This window comes from Chromohalobacter nigrandesensis (assembly GCF_023061285.1).
Classification (GTDB): domain Bacteria; phylum Pseudomonadota; class Gammaproteobacteria; order Pseudomonadales; family Halomonadaceae; genus Chromohalobacter; species Chromohalobacter nigrandesensis.
Map to the genome: position 1 here is coordinate 85410 of NZ_JAKGAM010000002.1, position 20180 is coordinate 105589.

A 20180-nucleotide genomic window follows, 5' to 3' on the forward strand; every position below is an offset into this window, starting at 1 on the left:
TCATTGTTATTGAGTTTTAATTCCTCCTCTGTACCCTAGAGCACGCTCGAAAATAATGCTCAATATCAAGGGGATACTAATGAAAAAGACACTTACCTTCGGCCTCATCGCAGCGGCCGGCGGCTCAGTGTTGCCTGCTCAGGCACAGGACACGCAAGACACCATGGTGGTGATCGGCGCGCGTACACCCACGGAGATCAGCCAGATCCCCGGCGCGGCATGGGTGGTGGATGAAGCGCAGCTCCAGCAACAACTAAACGCGGGGCAGTCCTTGAAATCGGCCTTGGGGCGGCTGATTCCTGGCTTCGACTTCGGTTCGAGCACCAATCGCACCAACTATGCACAGAACTTCCGCGGACGCGATGCGCTGGTGATGATCAATGGCGTATCGCTGAACAGCTCACGCAGCCTATCGCGGCAGTTCGATTCCATCGACCCGTTCAATATCGCGCGCGTCGAGGTGCTTTCCGGCGCCAGCAGTCTGTATGGCGGCGGCGCCACCGGTGGTATCATCAATATCGTTACCAAGAAAGGCGAGGAAGGTCTCAACTTCGAGAGCGAGCTGGGCGTGACCAGCGGCTTCAACGATTCGGACGATCTCACCAAACGGGCGGCGCAATCCATCTCGGGCGGCAACGAACGCGTGAAGGGGCGCCTGGCCATCGCGGTGCAAGAGAATGGCTCCTTCTACGATGCCGATGGCGAGATCATCAAGCCCGACATCGCTCAATCGGGCTTGCAGGAAAACCGCTCCGTCGATCTCATGGGCAATCTCGCCGTCAAGATCAGTGAGAATGAACGGCTCGATGTTACGGCCCAGTATTACGATTCGGCCTATGCGGGTGACAAGGGTCTTTATTACCCGAATTACGATAGCGGCGCGACGTATTCGGAGAAAATCCAGGGTAGCGAGGTCCGCGATGGCTACGACTCGGATGTCGACCCCGAAACCGAGCGCCTGTACCTCAACGCCAACTATCATCACCGCGCGCTATTGGGTCAGGAATTCTACTTTCAGGCCTATCATCGCGAAGAATCCTCGGTCTTCAATCCGTTTCCCGGGGCAAGCACCTTTACCGTCTCGGAGCAGAATACCGACTTGACCGGCGCCAAGGCGGCGTTCACCGCGCAGCTCAGCAAGCCGTTGAGCGTGACCTACGGGCTCGATCTATCCCGGGAGGAGTTCGACTCCAAACGTTACACGCTGGCGCCTTCCGACGGCGGGCTGGAGCTCGACCAGACCGACGTGCTCGATCCGTATTACCCGTCGTTCCAGGCCGATACCCTGGCCGCGTTCGCCCAGGCGGATTATCAGCTCACCCGGAACCTGCAACTCTCCGGTGGTGCGCGTTTCGAGCAAACCGATGTCGAGGTCGACCCGCAGAGCGGCAACGACGGCGGTTCCAACAGCTACGATGTCTCGCTGTTCAATCTCAAGGCGCTTTACGACTTCCACAACGGCCACCAGACCTGGTTGTCGTACACTCAGGGCTTCGAGATTCCCGATATCGCCAAGGCCTATCGCGGAGTCAGTTTCGACATCTCGGACAATCCCGTGGACGGCATCAAGACCCAGCAGCTCGAGACCGGCTGGCGCTTCAACGGTGGCAACTGGCAGACACAAGTCGCCGCCTACTATAGCTGGTCGGACAAGGCGATCGATTACCTCTACAGCAACGACGGCAATCTCGAGATCGGCGTCACCACCATCGACAAGGACGTCAGAACCTACGGTGTGGAAGGCAAGGTCGAGCGCTTCTTCGGTCAAAACTGGACGCTGGGTTCGACGTTCAACGCCGTGAAGTCCGAGGAGAAGATCGGCGGCGAATGGGAGGACAGCAGCGTCACTGATGCCAGCATGCCCAAGGCGACCCTCTACGGCGAATGGTCGGACATCGACACCCGCGCCCGCTTGCAGGTCAATCGTACCTTCGATCTCGACGATGCCTCCGGCAATGAGCTCGACGGTTTCACCACAGTCGACGCCACGGCCAGTCAGGATACGGCCTTCGGCACCGTCAGCCTGGGCATCGAAAACCTGCTCGATGAAGACTACGTGACGATCTGGGGCCAGCGTGCCGCCGTGTTCTATGAAGCCTATGGCGCCCAGTCGCTGTGGGATCTCAAGGGTCGTGGGCGCACCTATACATTGAGCTGGTCACACAGTTACTGATAACTACACCCACCTTTGCATAGCCAGCGCCATGTAACGCCCGTTATTGAGACGGGCGTTGCCTCCCCCCTCGCCTTTCTCTTCGCCTCCCCCTGAGACGATACCGCCTCGAGATTTTTGATAACCGTTCTTATTTGAATTACGATTGCGCTCTAAGATTCTCCCGCTTGGGGTTCACCTGTGATGTTCAACGTCGACGCTGCCAGCTTCGAGGTCAACGGCCAGTGCCTATTGCACCCCACCGACCTCACCTTCGAGGAGGGTAAGGTCTATGGGCTGATCGGCCATAACGGTTCGGGCAAGTCGACCCTGCTCAAGATGCTTGCCCAGCAGCAAGCGCCGAGTCGTGGCCATATTCGTCTCGACCGGCGCCCACTCGCCGATTGGGGAACGCGTGAATTCGCTCGCCATGTGGCATACCTGCCGCAGCATCTTCCCAGCGCCGACAACCTCACCGGCCGTGAGCTGGTGGGCTTTGGGCGCTACCCCTGGCACGGCCTGCTGGGGCGCCTCAACGGCAAGGACCAGACCCAGATCGAGCGTGCCATCGCGCTGACCCATACCGAAGCCTTCGCCGACCGCCTGGTGGATACGCTTTCCGGAGGCGAGCGCCAGCGCGTGTGGCTGGCGATGCTGCTCGCCCAGGAAAGTCGCTTCCTGCTGCTGGACGAGCCGCTAGCGGCGCTGGATATCGCGCACCAGGTAGAGGTGCTGGCCCTGGTACGGTCACTGTGTCGTGAGCTGGGGCTGGGCGTCGTCATCGTTCTTCATGACGTCAACATGGCGGCGCGTTACTGCGATCACCTGATCGCGCTGCACAGCGGGCAAGTGCTTGCCCAGGGCGCGCCCCGCGACTTGATGTGCGATGCCACTCTGGAAGCCATCTACGGCATCCCCATGCGGGTCATGTCTCATCCCGGCGGCGAGCACCCCATCGCCGTGCTGCATTGATGGAGTCGCTGTGACGCCATTGTCGATGCGCGGAGACAATCTCCGCTTTCAACTCCTTTCCCTGGCGTTGCTGGTGCTGCTCGCCGGGTCGTATAACGCCAGCGCCGCCGACACGCCACGTATCGCCACCGTCGACTGGACCATCGCTGAAACGCTGCTGGCGCTCGGCGTGACACCCGTAGGCGTGGCGCAAACGGATGCCTATCGTGAATGGGTCGGCGCGCCGCCGCTGCCTGATGAGGTGGTCGATATCGGCCTACGTGCGCAGCCCAATCGTGAACTGCTGGCCCAGCTCGCGCCCGACCGCATTCTGCTCTCGCCGATGTTCAGTACCCTGGCCCCCAGCCTCGGACGCATCGCCCCGACCGACACCGTCGCGCTCTATACTCCCGGCAGCGATCTGTGGACACGACTGAAAAGCGCCACCCGCGAGATCGCCGCCATTGCCGACCACGAGGCGGAAGCGGACACGCTGCTCGCCTGGCTGGACGCTCACCTCGCCCTCTTGCGGCAAACCCTCGATACTCAGGACGTCAGTGACCGTCCCTTGCTCGTCGTGCAGTTCATCGACGACCGTCACGTGCGCGTATTCGGCGAACATAGTCTCTATAACGCTGTCATGCAGCGCTTAGGGCTAGAAAACGCCTGGCGCGGCACCACCAATTACTGGGGCTTCGCTACCGTGGGGCTGAAAGCGCTCGCCCAGTACGAGAACGCTCGCCTGGTGATCGTCAAACCCATGCCGGTAGGCGTTGAGCAAGATCTCGAGACGAGCGTGCTATGGCAGCATGTGCCGGCCGTACGCAGTGATGACGTGCTCACGCTACCGCCGGTATGGAGCTTCGGCGGAGCGCCCTCAGCTATGCGTTTCGCCGAGCATCTGAGCCAGGCGCTCATCGATGCGTCCGCAACGCCGCCGACCCACGAGACGCCCGATGCGTGACTGGATTTCTCATTCGCTGCCGTTTCCGCATATCATCATGACACCGGCGCGCCTTTGCACGCTGCTTGCCCTGCTCTGCCTCGTTCTAAGCGGTTTCTCCCTGGCGACACAATTGCCCGTCACGCAATGGGCTCAGGCCCTTTTTGCGCCCAATAACACCAATATCGATCAAATATTGGTCCACTACAGCTGGCTGCCGCGCTGGACCATCGCCTTGCTGGCCGGTGGTGCGCTGGGCATCGCCGGGGTCCTGATGCAGCAAGTGCTGCGCAATCCCCTGGCCGCGCCCACGACCCTTGGCGTCGCGACGGGGGCTCAGCTCGCCTTGCTGCTCGCCACGCTGTTTGCCCCCAGCCTGCTCCTCCTCGGCCGTGAATGGGTCGCCGTGGCGGGGGGCGGTCTGGCCATGGGGCTGGTATTCGCGCTGGCGTGGCGTAGCAGGCTCGCACCCATGGTGGTGGTACTCGCCGGGTTGGTGGTCAATCTCTACCTGGGCGCGGTCAGTACCACGCTGATCCTCTTTCATCAGGAAGAGCTGCGAGGCTTGATGGTGTGGGGCGCGGGTTCGCTCTCGCAGAATAGCTGGGACGGCGTGCTCTACCTGCTCCCGCGTCTGGCCATCGCGCTGGTGCTGGCCGGGCTCATGCTGCGCCCACTGGCGATCCTCGAACTCGACGACGTCAACGCCCGCAGCCTGGGGGTCTCGCTCAAGCACCTGCGCCTGGTGAGCCTGGGACTGGCGGTCTTCATCACCGCCTGCGTGGTCAGCGTGATCGGCATCATTGGCTTCATCGGCCTGGCGGCACCGGCCATCGTCCGCTTGCTGGGCGCACGCACGCTGCCCCAGCGCTTGCTGTGGGCACCGCTATTGGGCGCCTTGCTGCTGACCACGACCGACCAGCTTCTGCAGCGCTTTTCCGGCGCGCTACCGACGATGATTCCTACCGGGGCAACCACCGCCGCTCTGGGCGCGCCACTGCTGTTATGGCTGATCCCGCGTCTCAAGCTAGGCGGGGAGCGTCCCAATACAGCACCCATGCTGACGGCGCCGCGTCGCCGGACACCGGGCCGCCTGCTGATGGTATTGGGGCTGGCGCTTCTGGGGGCGCTCGCGGCCTCCCTGCTGCTCGGCCAGAACAGTAACGGCTGGGCTTGGCCCTCGTGGGCGGTGTGGCACGCCACGTACGAATGGCGCTTGCCACGCACCCTGGCGGCAGCGGGAGCCGGCACGCTATTAGCTTTGGCCGGGACCTTGATTCAACGAGTGACCAGCAACCCCATGGCCAGTCCGGAAGTCGTGGGGATCAGTGGCGGCACCGCCATCGGCTTGATCGGCGTGGTGCTGTTCGTGCCGGGTGTAGGCCTGCCGATGCTACTGCTCGCCGGCACCCTGAGCGCGTTGGCGACGCTGGGCATCTTGCTGCTGATCAACCGCCGCAGCGGTTTCCAGCCGGAGCGCGTGCTATTGACGGGCATCGCCATCACCGCGCTGTTCGACCCGCTGCGCAGCATCGTGCTCGCCAACGGCGATCCCCGCACGCAGCAACTTCTGGCCTGGATGTCGGGCTCGACCTATTACGTCGACACCTCGCTGGCCATCGTCGTCGCGGCCAGCGCCGTAGTGCTGACGCTGGCATTGCAATGCCTGTCACGCTGGCTGGATCTCTTGCCGATGGGCAACTCCAGCGCCCGCGCGCTAGGGGTCAACGTCGACCGGGCGCGCCTGGCGTTGCTCGGCGTCGTCGCCCTGCTCACCGCCGCCGCCACGCTGGTGGTCGGGCCGCTGTCCTTCGTCGGGCTGCTCGCGCCGCACATGGCACGCCTGCTGGGGGCATCGCGGGCACGCGCTCACCTACTCGCCGCCGCCTTGCTGGGCGCACTTTTGATGGTCCTCGCCGACTGGCTGGGGCGTCAGTGGCTCTTCCCGCAGGAAATCCCCGCCGGCCTGATGTCCTCGCTGCTCGGCGGCGCCTACTTCATGTGGTCGCTGAGGAAGCTATAGGGGGAAGATGGAAGATGGAAGATGGAAGATGGAAGATGGAAGATGGAAGGCAATAGTATTGGCACGTGAGGTATAAGGCTCAATAAAAATGGCCCGGGAGCATGAACTGCCCCCGGGTCATTCTTATTGCACCTTCCTTTTCTCGTATCTCTAATTCGCATACAACCTCAGTTGCTGTACCCGGGCACGATAGGCCTCCATCCGCTCTCGTAATTCGCCCTTATGTGCTGCAGCCACGCAGTGCAACAGAACATTCAAGGCACTCGTCAAACCACCGGTAGATTCGAGGATTAAACCGGTCTCGGTGGTCATGCTAATGATATAAGGCGTATCGATATAACGTGCTATGCCATATTCGTCGCTGAACACCACGAGATCAGCCTCATTGGCCAAGCAGTCATTGGCGAAAGTGATCCCGGCCTCGGCATAGGGGGTGATGTCGATCAGAATCACGCAGCAACGAGCGCCCTGGCTATCCATCCACTGCCCCAATACGCCACTGTACAAATCAATAAACTCGACGCCGGGTCGTACGAGCGCCAGGCGATTCGCGAAATCCTCGGCCAGGCCGCGCACAGTCTGGAACCCACACACGAACACCTTTTCGGCGGCACTCACGCGCTGCACGATGTCTTGCCAATGTTGGCCGGTAAGCTGTTCGGCGAAGGCCTTCAGTGCTTCGATCTCGGCGTTGAGATGAGTCATCAGGTCGGCCGACGGCTGCTCCACACGCTCGATCAGCGTGGCGTTCAGGAGCGAACTCGAGCGTAGCTCGTTGCGCAATGCCGATTTCAGGCCATTCAGCCCCTTGTAACCCAGGCGCCGCATGAACCGACTCACGGTATTCGGGCTAACGCCACTTTTCTGAGCAAGGCTTGCACCGGTTTCGAATGCCAGATTCTCGAGATTCGCCTGCAGTGTCGAGTAGAGCGCGCGTTCCGCAGGCGAAAGTCCGCCCTTCAGCGCATCGACTTCTTGTGCCAGATGGGCGCCAGCTTTCGATATTGACATTACAATGTCACCTATATTGCATTTGGTATTTAAATGTCATAAAAGAAAAGAGTGTCCCAGTGGAACGGGGCGAGGCCGATACCCTGCTATCGCACAGGTAGCGTTCCACTTTCATGCCGATGCAAGGCGTCGACGAAGCAATTCTAGCACTGATCGTGAGGAGATCATTTCAATGCAACGAATGCGAGCACGCGCGATGGGGTTACCCCTGCCAGGCGAACCGGGCTTGAACAATGCGATGACGGACGTGCCGGGCGTGTTGGTCGGCTATGAAACGATTGATGGAACAACTAGAAGCGGACGGCCGATCAAGACCGGCGTGACCGCCATTCTGCCGCGAGGCCGAAGCAACACACCTACTCCTGTCTGGGCCGGCTTTCATGCGCTCAATGGCAACGGGGAAATGACAGGAACCCACTGGATTGAACAGGGCGGCTATTTCGTCGGCCCGATATGCCTGACCAATTCGCATAGCGTGGGCATCGTCCATCACGCCGCGACACGCTGGATGCTCGATAACTACGCTCAGACTTTCGATTCGCACCATTTGTGGGCAATGCCCGTGGTCGCGGAGACCTATGACGGTGTACTCAATGATATCAACGGCCAGCACGTGGAAGCCGCCCATGTTCACGCCGCCCTCACCAAGGCAAGTGGTGGCGCCATAGAAGAAGGAAACGTCGGCGGCGGCAACGGCATGATCTGTTACGGCTTCAAAGGCGGAACGGGTACCGCTTCGCGCCGAGTCACCATCGATGGGCAGGCCTATACAGTGGGCGTTCTGGTCCAGGCCAACCACGGCAAGCGGGACTGGTTGAAAGTGCTCGGCGTGCCTGTTGGAGAGGCGTTGAATGACGCCGACTGGCCCGAAGAACTCAACCGCGAACGCGGCTCTATCATCGCCATCATCGCTACGGACGCTCCAATGCTACCCCATCAGCTCAAGCGTCTTGCCCAACGTGCCGGATTGGGTATCGCACGCTCCGGCAGCCCCGGCGGCAACGATTCAGGCGATATGTTTCTAGCCTTCAGCACGGCTAACGAGGGGCCCTTGCCGCAGCTCGGGCCGGCCCAGCAACAGATGCGCCACATAAACGACGCGTATTTCGATGACTTCTACATGGCTGTCGTGCAAGCGACCGACGAAGCCGTGCTCAACGCTCTGTTCATGGCCAGAGGCGCGCCCATGAGGAAGCCAGAGGGCTGGTGCCCCGCCCTCGATCTGGAACGACTCGAGCCGTTATTAAGCCGAGCCGGTATCACCATCGGAGAAAGGAACGATTGATTTTTTCTTGCGCCGCTCGAGTGGCGCTTCCTAAAAACAACACAAGACGGAGTTGAATCAACAATGAATAACAGCAATCCATATACAACATCCTCGAACAACAGGAACCGACTATCTGGCCGATTGAGCACTGCTGGTGTCGTGTTCATGGTCGTCGCTGCTGCCGCTCCATTGACAGTGGTCAACGGCAATACACCGTTGGCCATCGGCCTCGGCAACGGTGCAATGGCCCCGCTGGGCTTCGCGTTCGCCTCGCTCGTACTGTTCGCGTTCTCGGTCGGCTTCGTGGCAATGACGCCCTATGTGAAGGAGGCTGGGGCTTTTTTTACCTACGTTGGGACCGGGCTTGGACCGCGTGCCGGTCAGGCTACTGCATTCGTGGCGCTGATCACTTACTCCGCTATCCAGCTTGGCATCTATGGATTTTTCGGGTGGGCAGCAGCCGACACGGTGAGCAATATCGGCGGACCGGCAATTCCCTGGTGGTTGTACGCCGGGGCGGCACTCATGCTTGTCGCCGCACTCGGATACCGAAACATCGAGCTCAGCTCGAAAGTGCTTGCCGTGGCGCTCATCCTTGAAATTGGTGTCGTACTGGTCATGAACGCCGCAATTGCATTCGAACCATCCGGCAGTGCCTTGACCAGTCTTGCCGATATACCTGCGGCGTCCAGCAGTACAGGGCCGTTTGGCATCGCTGTGCTATTCAGCGTGACCGGTTTCATCGGCTTCGAAGCCACTGCAGTCTTTCGCGACGAAGCTCGTGACCCGAGCCGTACCATCCCACGGGCCACTTATTGGGCGGTCTTCATCATCGGGGGATTCTATACGGTGTCTTGCTGGTACTTGGTCTATGCATGGGGCCCAGACACCGTGCATGCGGTGGCCAATAACTATCTCAACAACGGCGGCAACATGGTGCTCGACACTGCCCGCTTCTATACCGGCCGCGTCCTCACCGATATCATGGAGGTATTACTGCTCACCAGCCTCGTCGCCTGCATCCTGTCGTTCCATAACATTGTGACACGCTACCAGTTTGTGCTTGCGAACTTCGACATCCTGCCCCGTTTCTTCGCAAGGAGTCACGCGTTGCACGGTTCACCTCACATATCATCGTTGTTCCAAACAGCAACCGCTATCGTGCTTGTGGCCCTGTGCGCACTCAGCGGCGCGAGCCCACTGGTCGGCGTGTTCGGCTCAATGGCCGGCATTGCCACCGTCGGCATGGTAATTCTCATGCTGCTAACCTCTATCGCGGCTGCGGTATTCTTCTACCGCTCGCCCCACCTCGCGCCGGGCCACGGCGTGACCACACGCGTAGTTCCCTTGATTGCCTGCCTGTTATTGGCTTTCATCCTTTACTTGGTGCTGAGTAACTTCACACAGGTCACTGGGCTAGGCGCAGGTATCAGTACCGTACTCGCGCTGATTCCGATTGCAGCATTCATCATCGGTCTCGTAGCCATTCGTGATCGTTCAATGACGCAACTGGCCGAGCTTTCAAGCGTCGAGCCTTTGCCTGGCCACGAGGCGCGCTAGGGAGAAGCGCCTCAATCATATTTTGAAACCGAAGAAAAGCAGCTATAAAAAAGGCCCGAGGTGCTTTCCAGCGCTTCGGGCCATTTTCTTACCTCTTCTTTCTGACGTCTTATAACTTTACGCTTACCAACGGTACTTGAGACTACCGATCACGCTGCGCGATTCACCGTAGTAGCAGTAATAGTCAGCCTCACAACTTGCCACATACTCTTCGTCGGTGACGTTATTAACGTTAACTTGAGCAGTCCAATGAGTATTGAAATCGTAACTCGCCATGGCGTCTGCCACAGTATAGTCAGGCACCGTAATGGTGCTGCCTCCAGAGGACTCGCCTACATAACGGATACCCGCACCAGCCTTTAGCCCATTAAGTGCAGTCCCCTCAAAATCATAATCTAGCCAGGCCGATGCTTGATGACGTGGAATCAAGTCTTTGCGCTCACCATTCTCGCCTTCAGCATCAGTGTAAGTATAGGCAGCAGTGAGCTGCAGTTGACCGGTCAAATAACCGACACCCTCTAACTCGAAGCCCTGAGATGTCTGCTTACCACTCTGCTCCTGACGACCACCGCTTGATGAGGCCACAAGGCTATTACGTTGTTCCAGATCGAAAACTGCAGCTGTAAAATAGCCATCCCAGCCAGACGGAGCGACCTTAACACCGAACTCCCACTGCTCACCCTCAAGAGGCTCGTAGAGATTACCACCATCATCAACGCTGGTCTGTGGCTCAAAAGACTCGGTATAACTGAGATACGGGTTGATGCCTTGATTCCCTAGATACATCACTCCACCAGACCAAGACACCTGGTTATCATCGGCTCGTTCCGTTGTATCAGCAGTACGATCAGCATTATCAGTCTCGGCCTGATCGTAGCGAACAGCTCCCAGAAGCACCCACCGGTCGTCGATACGCAACTGATCCTGCACATAAAGACCTAGTTGCTCTTTATCGATTCGGCGGCGTTTTAGCTGATCGTCGGGAACAGAAGCGATATCTCCTTGTGGATCGAAGATATCGACGGTGTCATAACCACTAAAATCACTATCGTATTCCTTGCCATCGAGACTGAGATCTTGGTAATCCACTCCAAGCAATAGCGTATTTTCCGTGCGCTCGGTGTACCACTTACCTACCATTCGGTTGTCGATGGTAAAGCTATCTATATCGCCATCACGCTGAAGGTGGCCACGAGTAGCTGTTCGCTCATCAATAGGTGACAAGATATAGGTGCTACGCAAATTCAAATCAAGATGGCTATAGCGGAAATCCTGTTCGAATTCCCAGGTGTCATCGAGCTGATGCTTGAATTCATAACCGATGGCCGTCTGGGTATGCTCGTCTTTGTCGTAGTCCGGAGCACCATAATTCGTCTCCGGGTCCACCTTACCGAACGGCGTGTCCTGCACGGTGCCATAAGGCGTCTTGAACGGATTGACAGGAACACCATCGTCCTTCTGGTAGCTGGCCAGCACGGTCAACTGAGTGTCATCGGAGATATCCCACTCGAGACTCGGCGCGAAGTAGACCCGCTCATTATCCGTGTCATTCAAATCACCATCGCGTTCTTTATATAGCCCCACCATCCGATAGCGTACATCACCGCTTTCGGTGACGGGCCCTGATGTATCGATCCCGAATTGGCGGTGATTGCGGTTACCGGCCTGGATCTCGATCTCACCACGCTTCTCGGCGGTGGGACGTTTACTGACGGCATTGACTATCCCACCCGAGGGTGCTTCGCCATAGAGGATGGAAGCGGGCCCTTTGAATACTTCTACTCGATCTAGGCCATAGGGCTCGGGTAACCACTGATAGTATCCCGTACGGTAGATGCGCAAGCCATCTTGATAAGTTGCCTGATCAAACCCCCTGATCTTAAGCCAATCAGTATTGTTATCAGCACCGTATTGGCCGGACAGCACGCCCGAGCGATAGCGTAGCGTCTCGTCGAGGCTCTGGACATTACGCTCTTCCAGTTCCTCTCGCTGGACAGTCGACACGGCACGTGGCGTCTCAACCAGTGGAGTAGCAACCTTCATCGCCGTGGCCGTAACCACCACGGTATCGGATTCTTGGGCGTTGGCATCTTGTGCCTGCGCCGCCAGCGGGCAGCTCAGCAGCAACGTTGCCATGGCCAGGCGACGTGCCGAGGGCGACAGCACGTTGATCGGCAGCGACGGGGAAAGGGAGCGGGACATGAGGTTTCCTTGTGACATTTTATTGGCAGACGGGCGGGAGCACGCGCGTCAAGCAAAGCCTATCGCATATGATAAGAATTGTGATTTACTTTCACAATTACGAGCTTTCAACGCACGGTTTGTCCCCTCGTACACTGCCTACGAGCCCTCGGTCGCACCATGGCACCCAACCAAGGCTGTTCCGCCCCCCCTCCAAGAGAAAACGTGGCATGACGCCCCTGCCGCACTACGCAGATCGTGCAACGCACCCCTATTGCAAACAAAAAGAATTATCATTAGCATAAAGATTCAATATCTATAACAGCAAAAATCAATACATCAAATCCAGCAAGGGGATATCGGTTTACCATGCAAGCCTTTCAACGACCACGTCATAAGCAGCTCTCACTGCTCCCATTGGTACTTGTCTCTGCTCTGCCCGCCACGGCACTGGCCCAAGCCTCCACGAGCACGGAATCGCAAGATGCCAACGACCAGGGGCTGGATCCACTGGTCATCACCGCCACCCGCAACCGCAGCAGCGAAGGCGAGACCCCGCAGAAGGTCACCGTCATCAACCGCGAGCAGATCGAGCAGCAGCTGGCGATCACCCAGGATCCCAGTCAAGTGCTCAGTAACTTGATCCCTTCCTACTCGCCCAGCCGCCAGAAGCTCAACAATACCGGCGAGACCTTCCGCGGTCGTTCAGTCCTATTCATGGTGGATGGCGTGCCCCAGTCCAATCCGATGCGTGATGGTGGAAGAGACAGCTACACTATCGACCTTTCCATGGTCGAGCGCATCGAAGTTATTCATGGCGCCAGCGCCGAACAAGGCCTGGGCGCGACCGGCGGCATCATCAACTACGTGACCAAGCGACCCGAAGGCGCCGGGATAAGCCAGCATGTCGGCGTCAGCTTGACCAGTGGCGACGATTTCGAGTCGGAAGGCTTCGGTCACAAGTTGGACTACCGCCTCAGCGGCCAGACACGCGATTGGGACTATATGTTCGCCGCTAGTCGCCAAAAACGCGGTGTCTACTACGATGGCGACGACGAGATCGTCGGCATGGCCTACCATGGCGAGATTCAGAACTCCGAGAGCTACGACCTGATGGCCAAGGCGGCCTACTGGATCGATGACGACCAGAACGTCGAGTTCTCCCTCAATCATTACGACCTCGACGTCGGCGACGATTACGTGCCGGTATCCGGTAATCGCGATAAGGGCGTACCGACCAGGGCCAAGAAAGGCAATCCCGTTAACGACCCAGGTTATAATAGGGCCACCACCGCCCGGTTGTCCTACGAGAACCGTGACTGGCTTGGCAATGAGTTGAATGCCCAGCTCTATACTCAGCGTTTCCGCGCCCAGTTTGGCACCACCGGTCTCGGCTCCTTTCCTTACCAGGACGACGCGGGCAATACCCGCTACGACCACACGCGCAACGAGTCCGACAAGGTCGGCGCCAAGTTCACTCTAAGCCGCGACGGCCTGCTCGACGACCGCCTCAAGCTGACCACTGGCCTCGACCTGCTGCAGAACGAGACCCAACAGGTGCTGGTCCAGACCGACCGCAACTATGTGCCCGAAACCCGCTTCCGCAACGTGGCGGCCTTCCTGCAGGGCGACTACGACCTGACCGAGGCGCTGAGCCTGCACGCCGGGGTGCGCCAGGAGCATGCCACGCTAAACGTCGACGACTACTCGCCCGTGGATCAGAGCACCAGCGTCGAGAACGACCTGGCCGCGGTGGACGGCGGTAACCCCAGTTTCGACGAAACCTTGTTCAATGCCGGTATCGTCTATCAGGCCACTGACTGGGCCCAGCTCTACGCCAACTACTCGGAGGGCTTCGGCATGCCCGACGTGGGCCGGGTGCTGCGCGACGACGATTCAGCCGGCCGGGACGTCGATACCCTGATCGACCTCTCCCCCATCGTCACCGACAACCGCGAGATCGGCGCTCGCTTCGACTGGGATCGCTACGGCCTCGAACTGAGTTATTACGAGTCGAATTCCGACCTCGGCCAACGCATCGAACCCGATGCCCAGAACAACTACCGGGTCAAGCGAGAGAAGACCGAGATCCAAGGCTATGAGATCACCGGCGATGCCCAGGTGAATGACGCTCACAACTTGCGGCTTACCTATACCCACGCCGAGGGCAAGTCGGACCAAGACGGCGACGGCAGCGTGGATACCAAGCTGACGGGCCGGGACCTTGCCCCGGACACCTTCAAGCTCGCCTGGAGCGCAGCCTGGAACGACAAGCTCTCCTCGCACCTGCAATACAGCTACTACCGTGACCGCAGCTTCGACGATCCCGAGCTCGAATTCGACGGCTACGGCCTGATCGACGCCTCACTGGCTTATCGCCTGCCTATAGGCCGTGCCAGCCTGGGCGTGGAGAACCTCGCCGACAAGGACTACTTTACCTACTACTCACAATCGTTCCCCCAAGGGGACGCTCTTAAAGACGACCTGTACTTCAAGGGCCGGGGACGTACTTTCACCCTGAGCTATCAGCTCGACTTCTAAGCAACAACATCCGACAGATCTGGCTTGTTGAGCGGCGCCTCCATGGCGTCGCTTTTTTGTAGCCCATCATCTTTTACGCAAAGTGTGCCGCAGACGCGCCATCACTTGACTCGAGCGTCGCCTTCTCGAAACCAATCGCAATTGATAATGTTTTGCATTAAAATGCGCACCGTGTCATTATCCTACTCCATGACGCATTCCTCATTAGCGTTATGCTCGAGCGATGCCCTCTGTACTCCCATCAAGTGAGTATCCATGCCGCATGCTACCCAGCATGGCGGAAAGGTGCTGGTCAGTGTGCTGCTGGGTACCTTTACCGTCAGCCTCAATAACAGCGCCCTGAATCTTGCCGTGGCCGAATTGATGGCTACCTTCGATGCCAGCGCCACACGAGTCAGTTGGGTGGTAACGCTGTTCATGATCACCATGGGCATGACCATGCCGCTTACCGGCTATCTCGCCGATCGCTTCGGTCGTAAGCACGTCTACCTATTGGGTCTGTGGGGGTTTCTGGCCGGCTCGGCGCTCGGCGCCATGGCCCAGAGCTTGGCTGGCATCATCCTCGCACGCGGACTGCAGGGCGTGGCAGCGGGGCTGATGATCCCCCTGTCCCTGTCATTGATCTTCTCCGCCTACCCCAGCGACCAGCGAGGCCGCGCCAGCGGAATATGGGGTTTCGCGGTGATGCTCGCCCCGGCCATCGGTCCCAGCGTCGGCGGGCTGCTGCTCGAGGTCAGCCACTGGCGGGCGCTATTCCTGATGAACATGCCGTTCGCACTGCTGGGGCTCATGTGCGGCTATCGTTATCTCCCGGCCGAAGCCGCCAATCGCCGGCGTCGGTTCGACCTGCCTGGCTTCGCGCTGATCACCCTGGGAATGGGCACAGTGCTATTTTCCCTCAGCCGAGTGGAGACGCTGACGGATCTCTTGCGCGTCGAGGCCCTGCTGACGCTCGCGGTCGGCCTGCTGGCACTCGTGCTCTTCGTGCGCGTCGAGCGGCACACCGACACGCCCTTGCTCGACCTCTCACTGTTTTCCCATCGCAGGTATCGGCTCAGCGTCATCCTGGCCTGCTTGCAGTCCATCATCCTCTTCGGTTGCATCCTGCTGGTGCCGCTGTGGATGCAAAATGCGCTGGGCTTCGGACCACTGACCACTGGGCTGGTATTTCTGGCCACTGCGCTGGCCGCCGCCGCCTGCTCGCCCATTGCAGGACGTCTGATCGACCGCTATCCCCCACAGTGGTGCATCGGCGTCGGACTACTGATCACCATGATAAGTCTGGCGGGGCTCGCCACTCTGACAAAAGCCACACCCGTGTGGATGATCGGTGCCTGGATGGGCCTGCGCGGCCTCGGCCTCGGCTGCGCCTATCTGCCCTCCACCACGGTGGGGATGAAGAACCTGCCCGAGCCACACGTCGCCCAGGCCTCCGCCATGAATAACATGTCCCGCCGCCTGATCTCGTCGCTCGGCATCGTCGCGCTTTCTATCTACTACGATACCGCCGTGCAGACTTCACTGAGCCAGGGCATTTCCTATACCGAGGCGAGTGCCTCCGCCCTGCACCATGCCTTCCTGGCACTGGCGACGATCGCCGCTTGCTGCCTACCGCTGGCCTGGCGACTCGGCCGCGCCGTGACACGAAACGACGCTGCATCGCTAGACGCTGTGTCATCATCTGCTGGCGACTCCAATAATCCCTTGAAGACCGCATCCACCAGGAGGCCGGAATGAAAACGCGCACCCGAACCTGGTGCCTATGCCTAGCGGCGTTGCTGGCGTCACTCCTCCCGCTAGGAGCCAGCGCCGACGATGAACGCACCGTCACCAATGCGTTCGGCGACACCCATATTCCCGCCCGCCCGCAGCGTGTCGTCACCCTCTACCAGGGCGCGACGGACAGCGCCGTGGCACTGGGCATCACGCCGGTCGGCGTCGTAGATTCCTGGCTGGAAAAGCCCATGTATCGCTACCTGCGTGATGATCTCGCCGGCGTGGAGCATGTCGGCCTGGAGACCCAACCCAACCTGGAGAAGGTTGCCTGGCTGGAGCCCGACCTGATCGTGGCCACGCGCTTTCGCCACGAGCGGGTGCGGCCGCTGCTGGAGAAGATCGCGCCAACGGTCGCTACAGACACCGTCTTCGACTTCAAGGCCACCCTGAAACTGATCGCCGAGGCCACCGGACGAGAAGCCCGCGCCCGCGAGCTACTACGCAACTGGGATACGCGCGTGGCGGACTTCCGCCAAAGAATCGCCGATACACTGGGCGACGCCTGGCCGCAGAAAGCCGCCGTGGTGCGCTTCAAGAGCGACCATGTGCGCATCTACTCGACGGGCTTCGCCGGTTCCATCCTCAATGAGCTGGGTTTCGAGCAACCTAACTCCCTGCACGACCAGGGTTGGGGCATGAAGCTGACCAGCGAAGAAAACATTCCGGTCATGAATGCCGATGTGATCTTCGTGCTACTGGAACCGAACGATCCCGCCATCATGCGGAACTATCGGCACTGGACCTCCCATCCTCTCTGGAAACGACTGGATGCCGTGCAAGACGAGCGTGTCTTCGAGGTGAACGCGGTGGACTGGATCATGGGCGGTGGCATTCTGGCTGCCAATGCCATGCTGGATGACCTCTACACCCATTACGGGCTGGATGATCCTCATGCGCCTACGACGTCCGCCGCAGCCTGCGCCGATGAAACGTCCTCGACGTCTCGCGCCCACGACAAGGAGTCGAGTGCATGCTGAATCATTGCGCTTCCCGAATGACGGGACTGTTGTTGGGGCTGGCACTGGTCTCAGCGGCCTTCGCCGCAAGCGTCATGCTGGGCACCACGGATATCGCCCCGTCGACCTTCATCCAGGCGCTTTTACATTACGACCCCGCACGGGTCGCACATATCATCATTGTCACGGAGCGCCTGCCACGCGCGGTCATCGCTGCTCTGGTCGGCGCCAGCCTGGCCATCGCCGGCGCGCTGATGCAGACCATGACCCGCAACCCCCTCGCCTCGCCGGGCATACTGGGAATCAACGCGGGGGCCATGTTCTTCGTGGTGATCGCGGTTTCGCTGCTGCCCCTCCACACCCCGGCCGGGTACGTCTGGGCGGCGCTACTGGGCGCCCTGGTCGCGGCCTGTCTGGTGGTCATGCTGAGTCGCGGTCGTCATGGGGAGCTGTCGCCGTTGCGGGTCGTGCTGGCGGGCGTGGCCGTCACCGCCATGTTCGTCTCGTTCAGCCAGGGCCTTTTGATCGTCGACCAACAGAGCTTCGAAAGCGTGCTCTACTGGCTGGCCGGCTCCGTGTCAGGGCGCGAGCTGTCGGTCGTTGTCCCTCTGCTCCCGCTCTTCGGCATCGCCCTGCTGCTGTGCATGCTGCTGGTCCGTCATGCCAATGCCTTGATGCTGGGCGATGACATGGTCAAGGGCCTGGGCATGCGCGCCGGCACTATCAAGCTGTTACTGGGTCTGGTGGTGATCCTGCTCGCCGGCAGTTCGGTCGCGCTCGCCGGCATGATCGGTTTCGTCGGCCTGATCGTGCCGCACATGGCGCGGGGGCTCTTCGGCGTCGACCATCGCTGGCTGCTGCCGGCCTGTGCCCTGCTGGGCGCGAGCCTGTTGCTGCTGGCCGATGTGGCCTCGCGCTTCCTGATGCCACCTCAGGATGTGCCAGTAGGCGTGATGACGGCGTTGATCGGCACACCCTTCTTCATCTACTTGGCACGCAGGAAGCAGGTCTGACCATGACGCATTCCGCCTCCCTGACACGGCCAGGCAACGACACCGCCGCCACGAACCGCGCTGTCATCCTCAGCGCCCTGCTCGCGCTAGTACTTCTGGCCAGTATGGGGCTCTCGCTGAGCCTGGGCAGTTTCCCCACCTCGTTCAACCAGGTGGTGCACGCGCTGACCGCGCCGCAGGACAGCGACATCGCCTTCATCGTCTGGGAACTGCGCCTGCCGCGCATCCTGCTGGCAGTGTTGGTAGGGGCGGCCCTGGCCGTGGCCGGCGCTATCCTCCAGGGCATCGTACGCAACCCGTTGGCCTCGCCGGACGTGATCGGCATCACCAGTGGCGCCGCCATGGCCGCCGTGACCTTCCTGGCACTATTCGGTACCGGCCTGAGTATCCATTGGCTGCCGGCCTCCGCGCTGCTCGGGGCGGTGTTCTCCGCCTTGCTGGTGTTCTTGCTCGCCTGGAAGGGGGGTATTTCACCTTCGCGCATGGTGCTAGTCGGTATCGGGCTCTCCGCCGCGATGGGCGCCGTCACCACCCTGTTGATCGTGATCAGCGACGATGCCGCCGCCATGGTCGCCTACGTGTGGCTGACCGGCAGCCTCTATGCCGCCCAATGGCAGGACGTGCTCGGCATGCTCCCTTGGCTACTGGTCGCCGTTCCCCTGTGCCTGACCTATGCACGCCACATGGATGCCATGGCGCTGGGGGATCACGTGGCTCTGGGGCTGGGCGTGAATGTGTTGCGCAGCCGGCTGGTGCTGATGGCCTGCAGCGTAGCGCTGGCGGGTGCGGCCGTGGCCTTTGCCGGGGGGCTCAGCTTCGTGGGCTTGATCGCCCCCCATATCGCCGCCCGCCTGGTAGGGCGGGGATTCGGCCGATTGGTCCCTGCCAGCGCCCTGGTGGGGGCGCTGATCGTCCTCTATGCCGACCTGCTGGGCAGAGTGGCGTTCCTGCCCAAGGACCTACCCGCCGGCATCTTCGTATCAGGCGTGGGCGCGCCCTTCTTCGTCTATCTGCTGCACCGCACCCGCTACCAGAATCATTGAAGCGATTCGCCCATCATCACTCACTCTTCATCGCTGATACCCATTCATCGCTGATACCCATGGCAGATAAGGGAACCCCCATGTTTCATATCGCTCCCCGTCAGGACACCATTACGGCGACGCAACGGCAACGCTATCGAACCATTGCCACTTCCACCCTGGGACATTTTACCGACTTCGGTGCCATCGCCACCCTCTCGCCGCTCCAGCGTCCCGTGCGACTGCTTGGCACGGCCCTAACGATCAGAATTCCCCACGTCGACGGTAGCATCATCCGTGAAGCGCTGAAGTTGGCCTGCCCAGGCGATGTGCTGGTGATCGACGTGTCCGGCGATCAGCATCGCGCCTGCTGGGGCGAATTTCGCGCCTATGCGGCACTACGCAAGCAACTCGCAGGCGTTGTCACCAACGGTGCCATCACCGACCGGGATGCCCTTTCCCGGCTTAGCCTGCCCACCTATGCCCAGACGAGTAGCCCACTGACAACCCGCGCGCTGGAGCTGGAAGGCGAGATCAACACGCCAGTCGCCATCGACGGGGTGACGATCAACCCGGGAGACCTTGTAGTAGGTGACGACGACGGGCTTTTCGTCATTCCTCCGCATCGTGCCGACGCACTCGCCGATGCCGCAGAACGTAAGCAGGCTCAGGAGGAAGAGAAACGAAACGCCCTCGCGGCCGAGTTTCCCGAATGGTTTCGCTGAAGTAACCGCTACGCAGAAAACGCCACCTGTATGAAAAAACCGCCCGATGCTATGTCGGG

14 protein-coding genes are annotated in these 20180 nt (G+C 60.1%); 12 read left to right on the plus strand and 2 right to left on the minus strand.

Going from position 1 to position 20180, the window contains the following annotated elements; all coding sequences use genetic code 11:
* Positions 1-79 precede the first annotated feature (79 nt).
* The 4 genes from L1073_RS03955 (at position 80) to fhuB (ending at position 6069) form a co-directional block, all read left to right on the plus strand.
* Positions 80-2173, plus strand: a complete 2094-nt coding sequence (locus L1073_RS03955; protein ID WP_246897031.1) for a TonB-dependent receptor — start codon at positions 80-82, stop codon at positions 2171-2173.
* A 183-nt stretch (positions 2174-2356) separates the two neighbouring features.
* Positions 2357-3124 carry an ATP-binding cassette domain-containing protein gene (locus tag L1073_RS03960; RefSeq protein WP_246897032.1) on the plus strand — a complete coding sequence of 256 codons (768 nt, stop codon included), beginning with the start codon at positions 2357-2359 and terminating at the stop codon, positions 3122-3124.
* Positions 3125-3134: 10 nt separating this feature from the next.
* Entirely contained in the window at positions 3135-4067 is a 933-nt protein-coding gene (locus L1073_RS03965) for an ABC transporter substrate-binding protein (protein WP_246897033.1), read from the plus strand.
* Entirely contained in the window at positions 4060-6069 is a 2010-nt protein-coding gene (gene fhuB, locus L1073_RS03970) for a Fe(3+)-hydroxamate ABC transporter permease FhuB (RefSeq protein WP_246897034.1), read from the plus strand. The genes L1073_RS03965 and fhuB overlap by 8 nt, the downstream gene beginning before the upstream one ends.
* 150 nt (positions 6070-6219) lie before the next feature.
* On the opposite strand, the gene L1073_RS03975 is transcribed toward fhuB, so the two are convergent.
* On the minus strand, positions 6220-7080 hold the full coding sequence (locus tag L1073_RS03975; RefSeq protein WP_246897035.1) for a MurR/RpiR family transcriptional regulator: 861 nt from the start codon (positions 7078-7080) through the stop codon (positions 6220-6222).
* Between the two features lie 226 nt (positions 7081-7306).
* Here L1073_RS03975 and L1073_RS03980 point away from each other — a divergent pair, with 226 nt between their 5' ends.
* Both L1073_RS03980 and L1073_RS03985 read left to right on the plus strand, forming a co-directional pair.
* Positions 7307-8365, plus strand: a complete 1059-nt coding sequence (locus L1073_RS03980) for a DmpA family aminopeptidase (RefSeq protein ID WP_246897036.1) — start codon at positions 7307-7309, stop codon at positions 8363-8365.
* Between the two features lie 63 nt (positions 8366-8428).
* Entirely contained in the window at positions 8429-9907 is a 1479-nt protein-coding gene (locus tag L1073_RS03985; protein ID WP_246897037.1) for an APC family permease, read from the plus strand.
* A gap of 123 nt (positions 9908-10030) precedes the next feature.
* Here L1073_RS03985 and L1073_RS03990 read toward each other — a convergent pair whose 3' ends face one another.
* Positions 10031-12109 carry a TonB-dependent siderophore receptor gene (locus tag L1073_RS03990; protein ID WP_246897038.1) on the minus strand — a complete coding sequence of 693 codons (2079 nt, stop codon included), beginning with the start codon at positions 12107-12109 and terminating at the stop codon, positions 10031-10033.
* 348 nt (positions 12110-12457) lie between these two features.
* On the opposite strand from L1073_RS03990, the gene L1073_RS03995 reads away from it, so the two are divergent.
* The 6 genes from L1073_RS03995 (at position 12458) to L1073_RS04020 (ending at position 20121) form a co-directional block, all read left to right on the plus strand.
* The gene (locus tag L1073_RS03995) at positions 12458-14629 is read left to right on the plus strand and encodes a TonB-dependent receptor (protein ID WP_246897039.1); all 2172 of its coding nucleotides are present in this window, start codon (positions 12458-12460) and stop codon (positions 14627-14629) included.
* Positions 14630-14884: 255 nt separating this feature from the next.
* The gene (locus L1073_RS04000; protein WP_246897040.1) at positions 14885-16366 is read left to right on the plus strand and encodes an MDR family MFS transporter; all 1482 of its coding nucleotides are present in this window, start codon (positions 14885-14887) and stop codon (positions 16364-16366) included.
* Positions 16363-17382 (plus strand): ABC transporter substrate-binding protein, encoded by a 1020-nt coding sequence (locus L1073_RS04005; RefSeq protein WP_246897041.1) that lies wholly within the window; start codon positions 16363-16365, stop codon positions 17380-17382. Before L1073_RS04000 ends, L1073_RS04005 begins: the two co-directional genes overlap by 4 nt.
* Entirely contained in the window at positions 17376-18374 is a 999-nt protein-coding gene (locus L1073_RS04010; protein ID WP_246897042.1) for a FecCD family ABC transporter permease, read from the plus strand. The genes L1073_RS04005 and L1073_RS04010 overlap by 7 nt, the downstream gene beginning before the upstream one ends.
* A gap of 2 nt (positions 18375-18376) precedes the next feature.
* A complete protein-coding gene (locus L1073_RS04015; protein ID WP_246897043.1) occupies positions 18377-19417 on the plus strand; it encodes a FecCD family ABC transporter permease in 1041 nt (346 codons plus the stop codon).
* A gap of 80 nt (positions 19418-19497) precedes the next feature.
* Complete coding sequence (locus L1073_RS04020; protein WP_246897044.1) at positions 19498-20121, plus strand: RraA family protein; 624 nt, start codon at positions 19498-19500, stop codon at positions 20119-20121.
* Positions 20122-20180 lie beyond the last annotated feature (59 nt).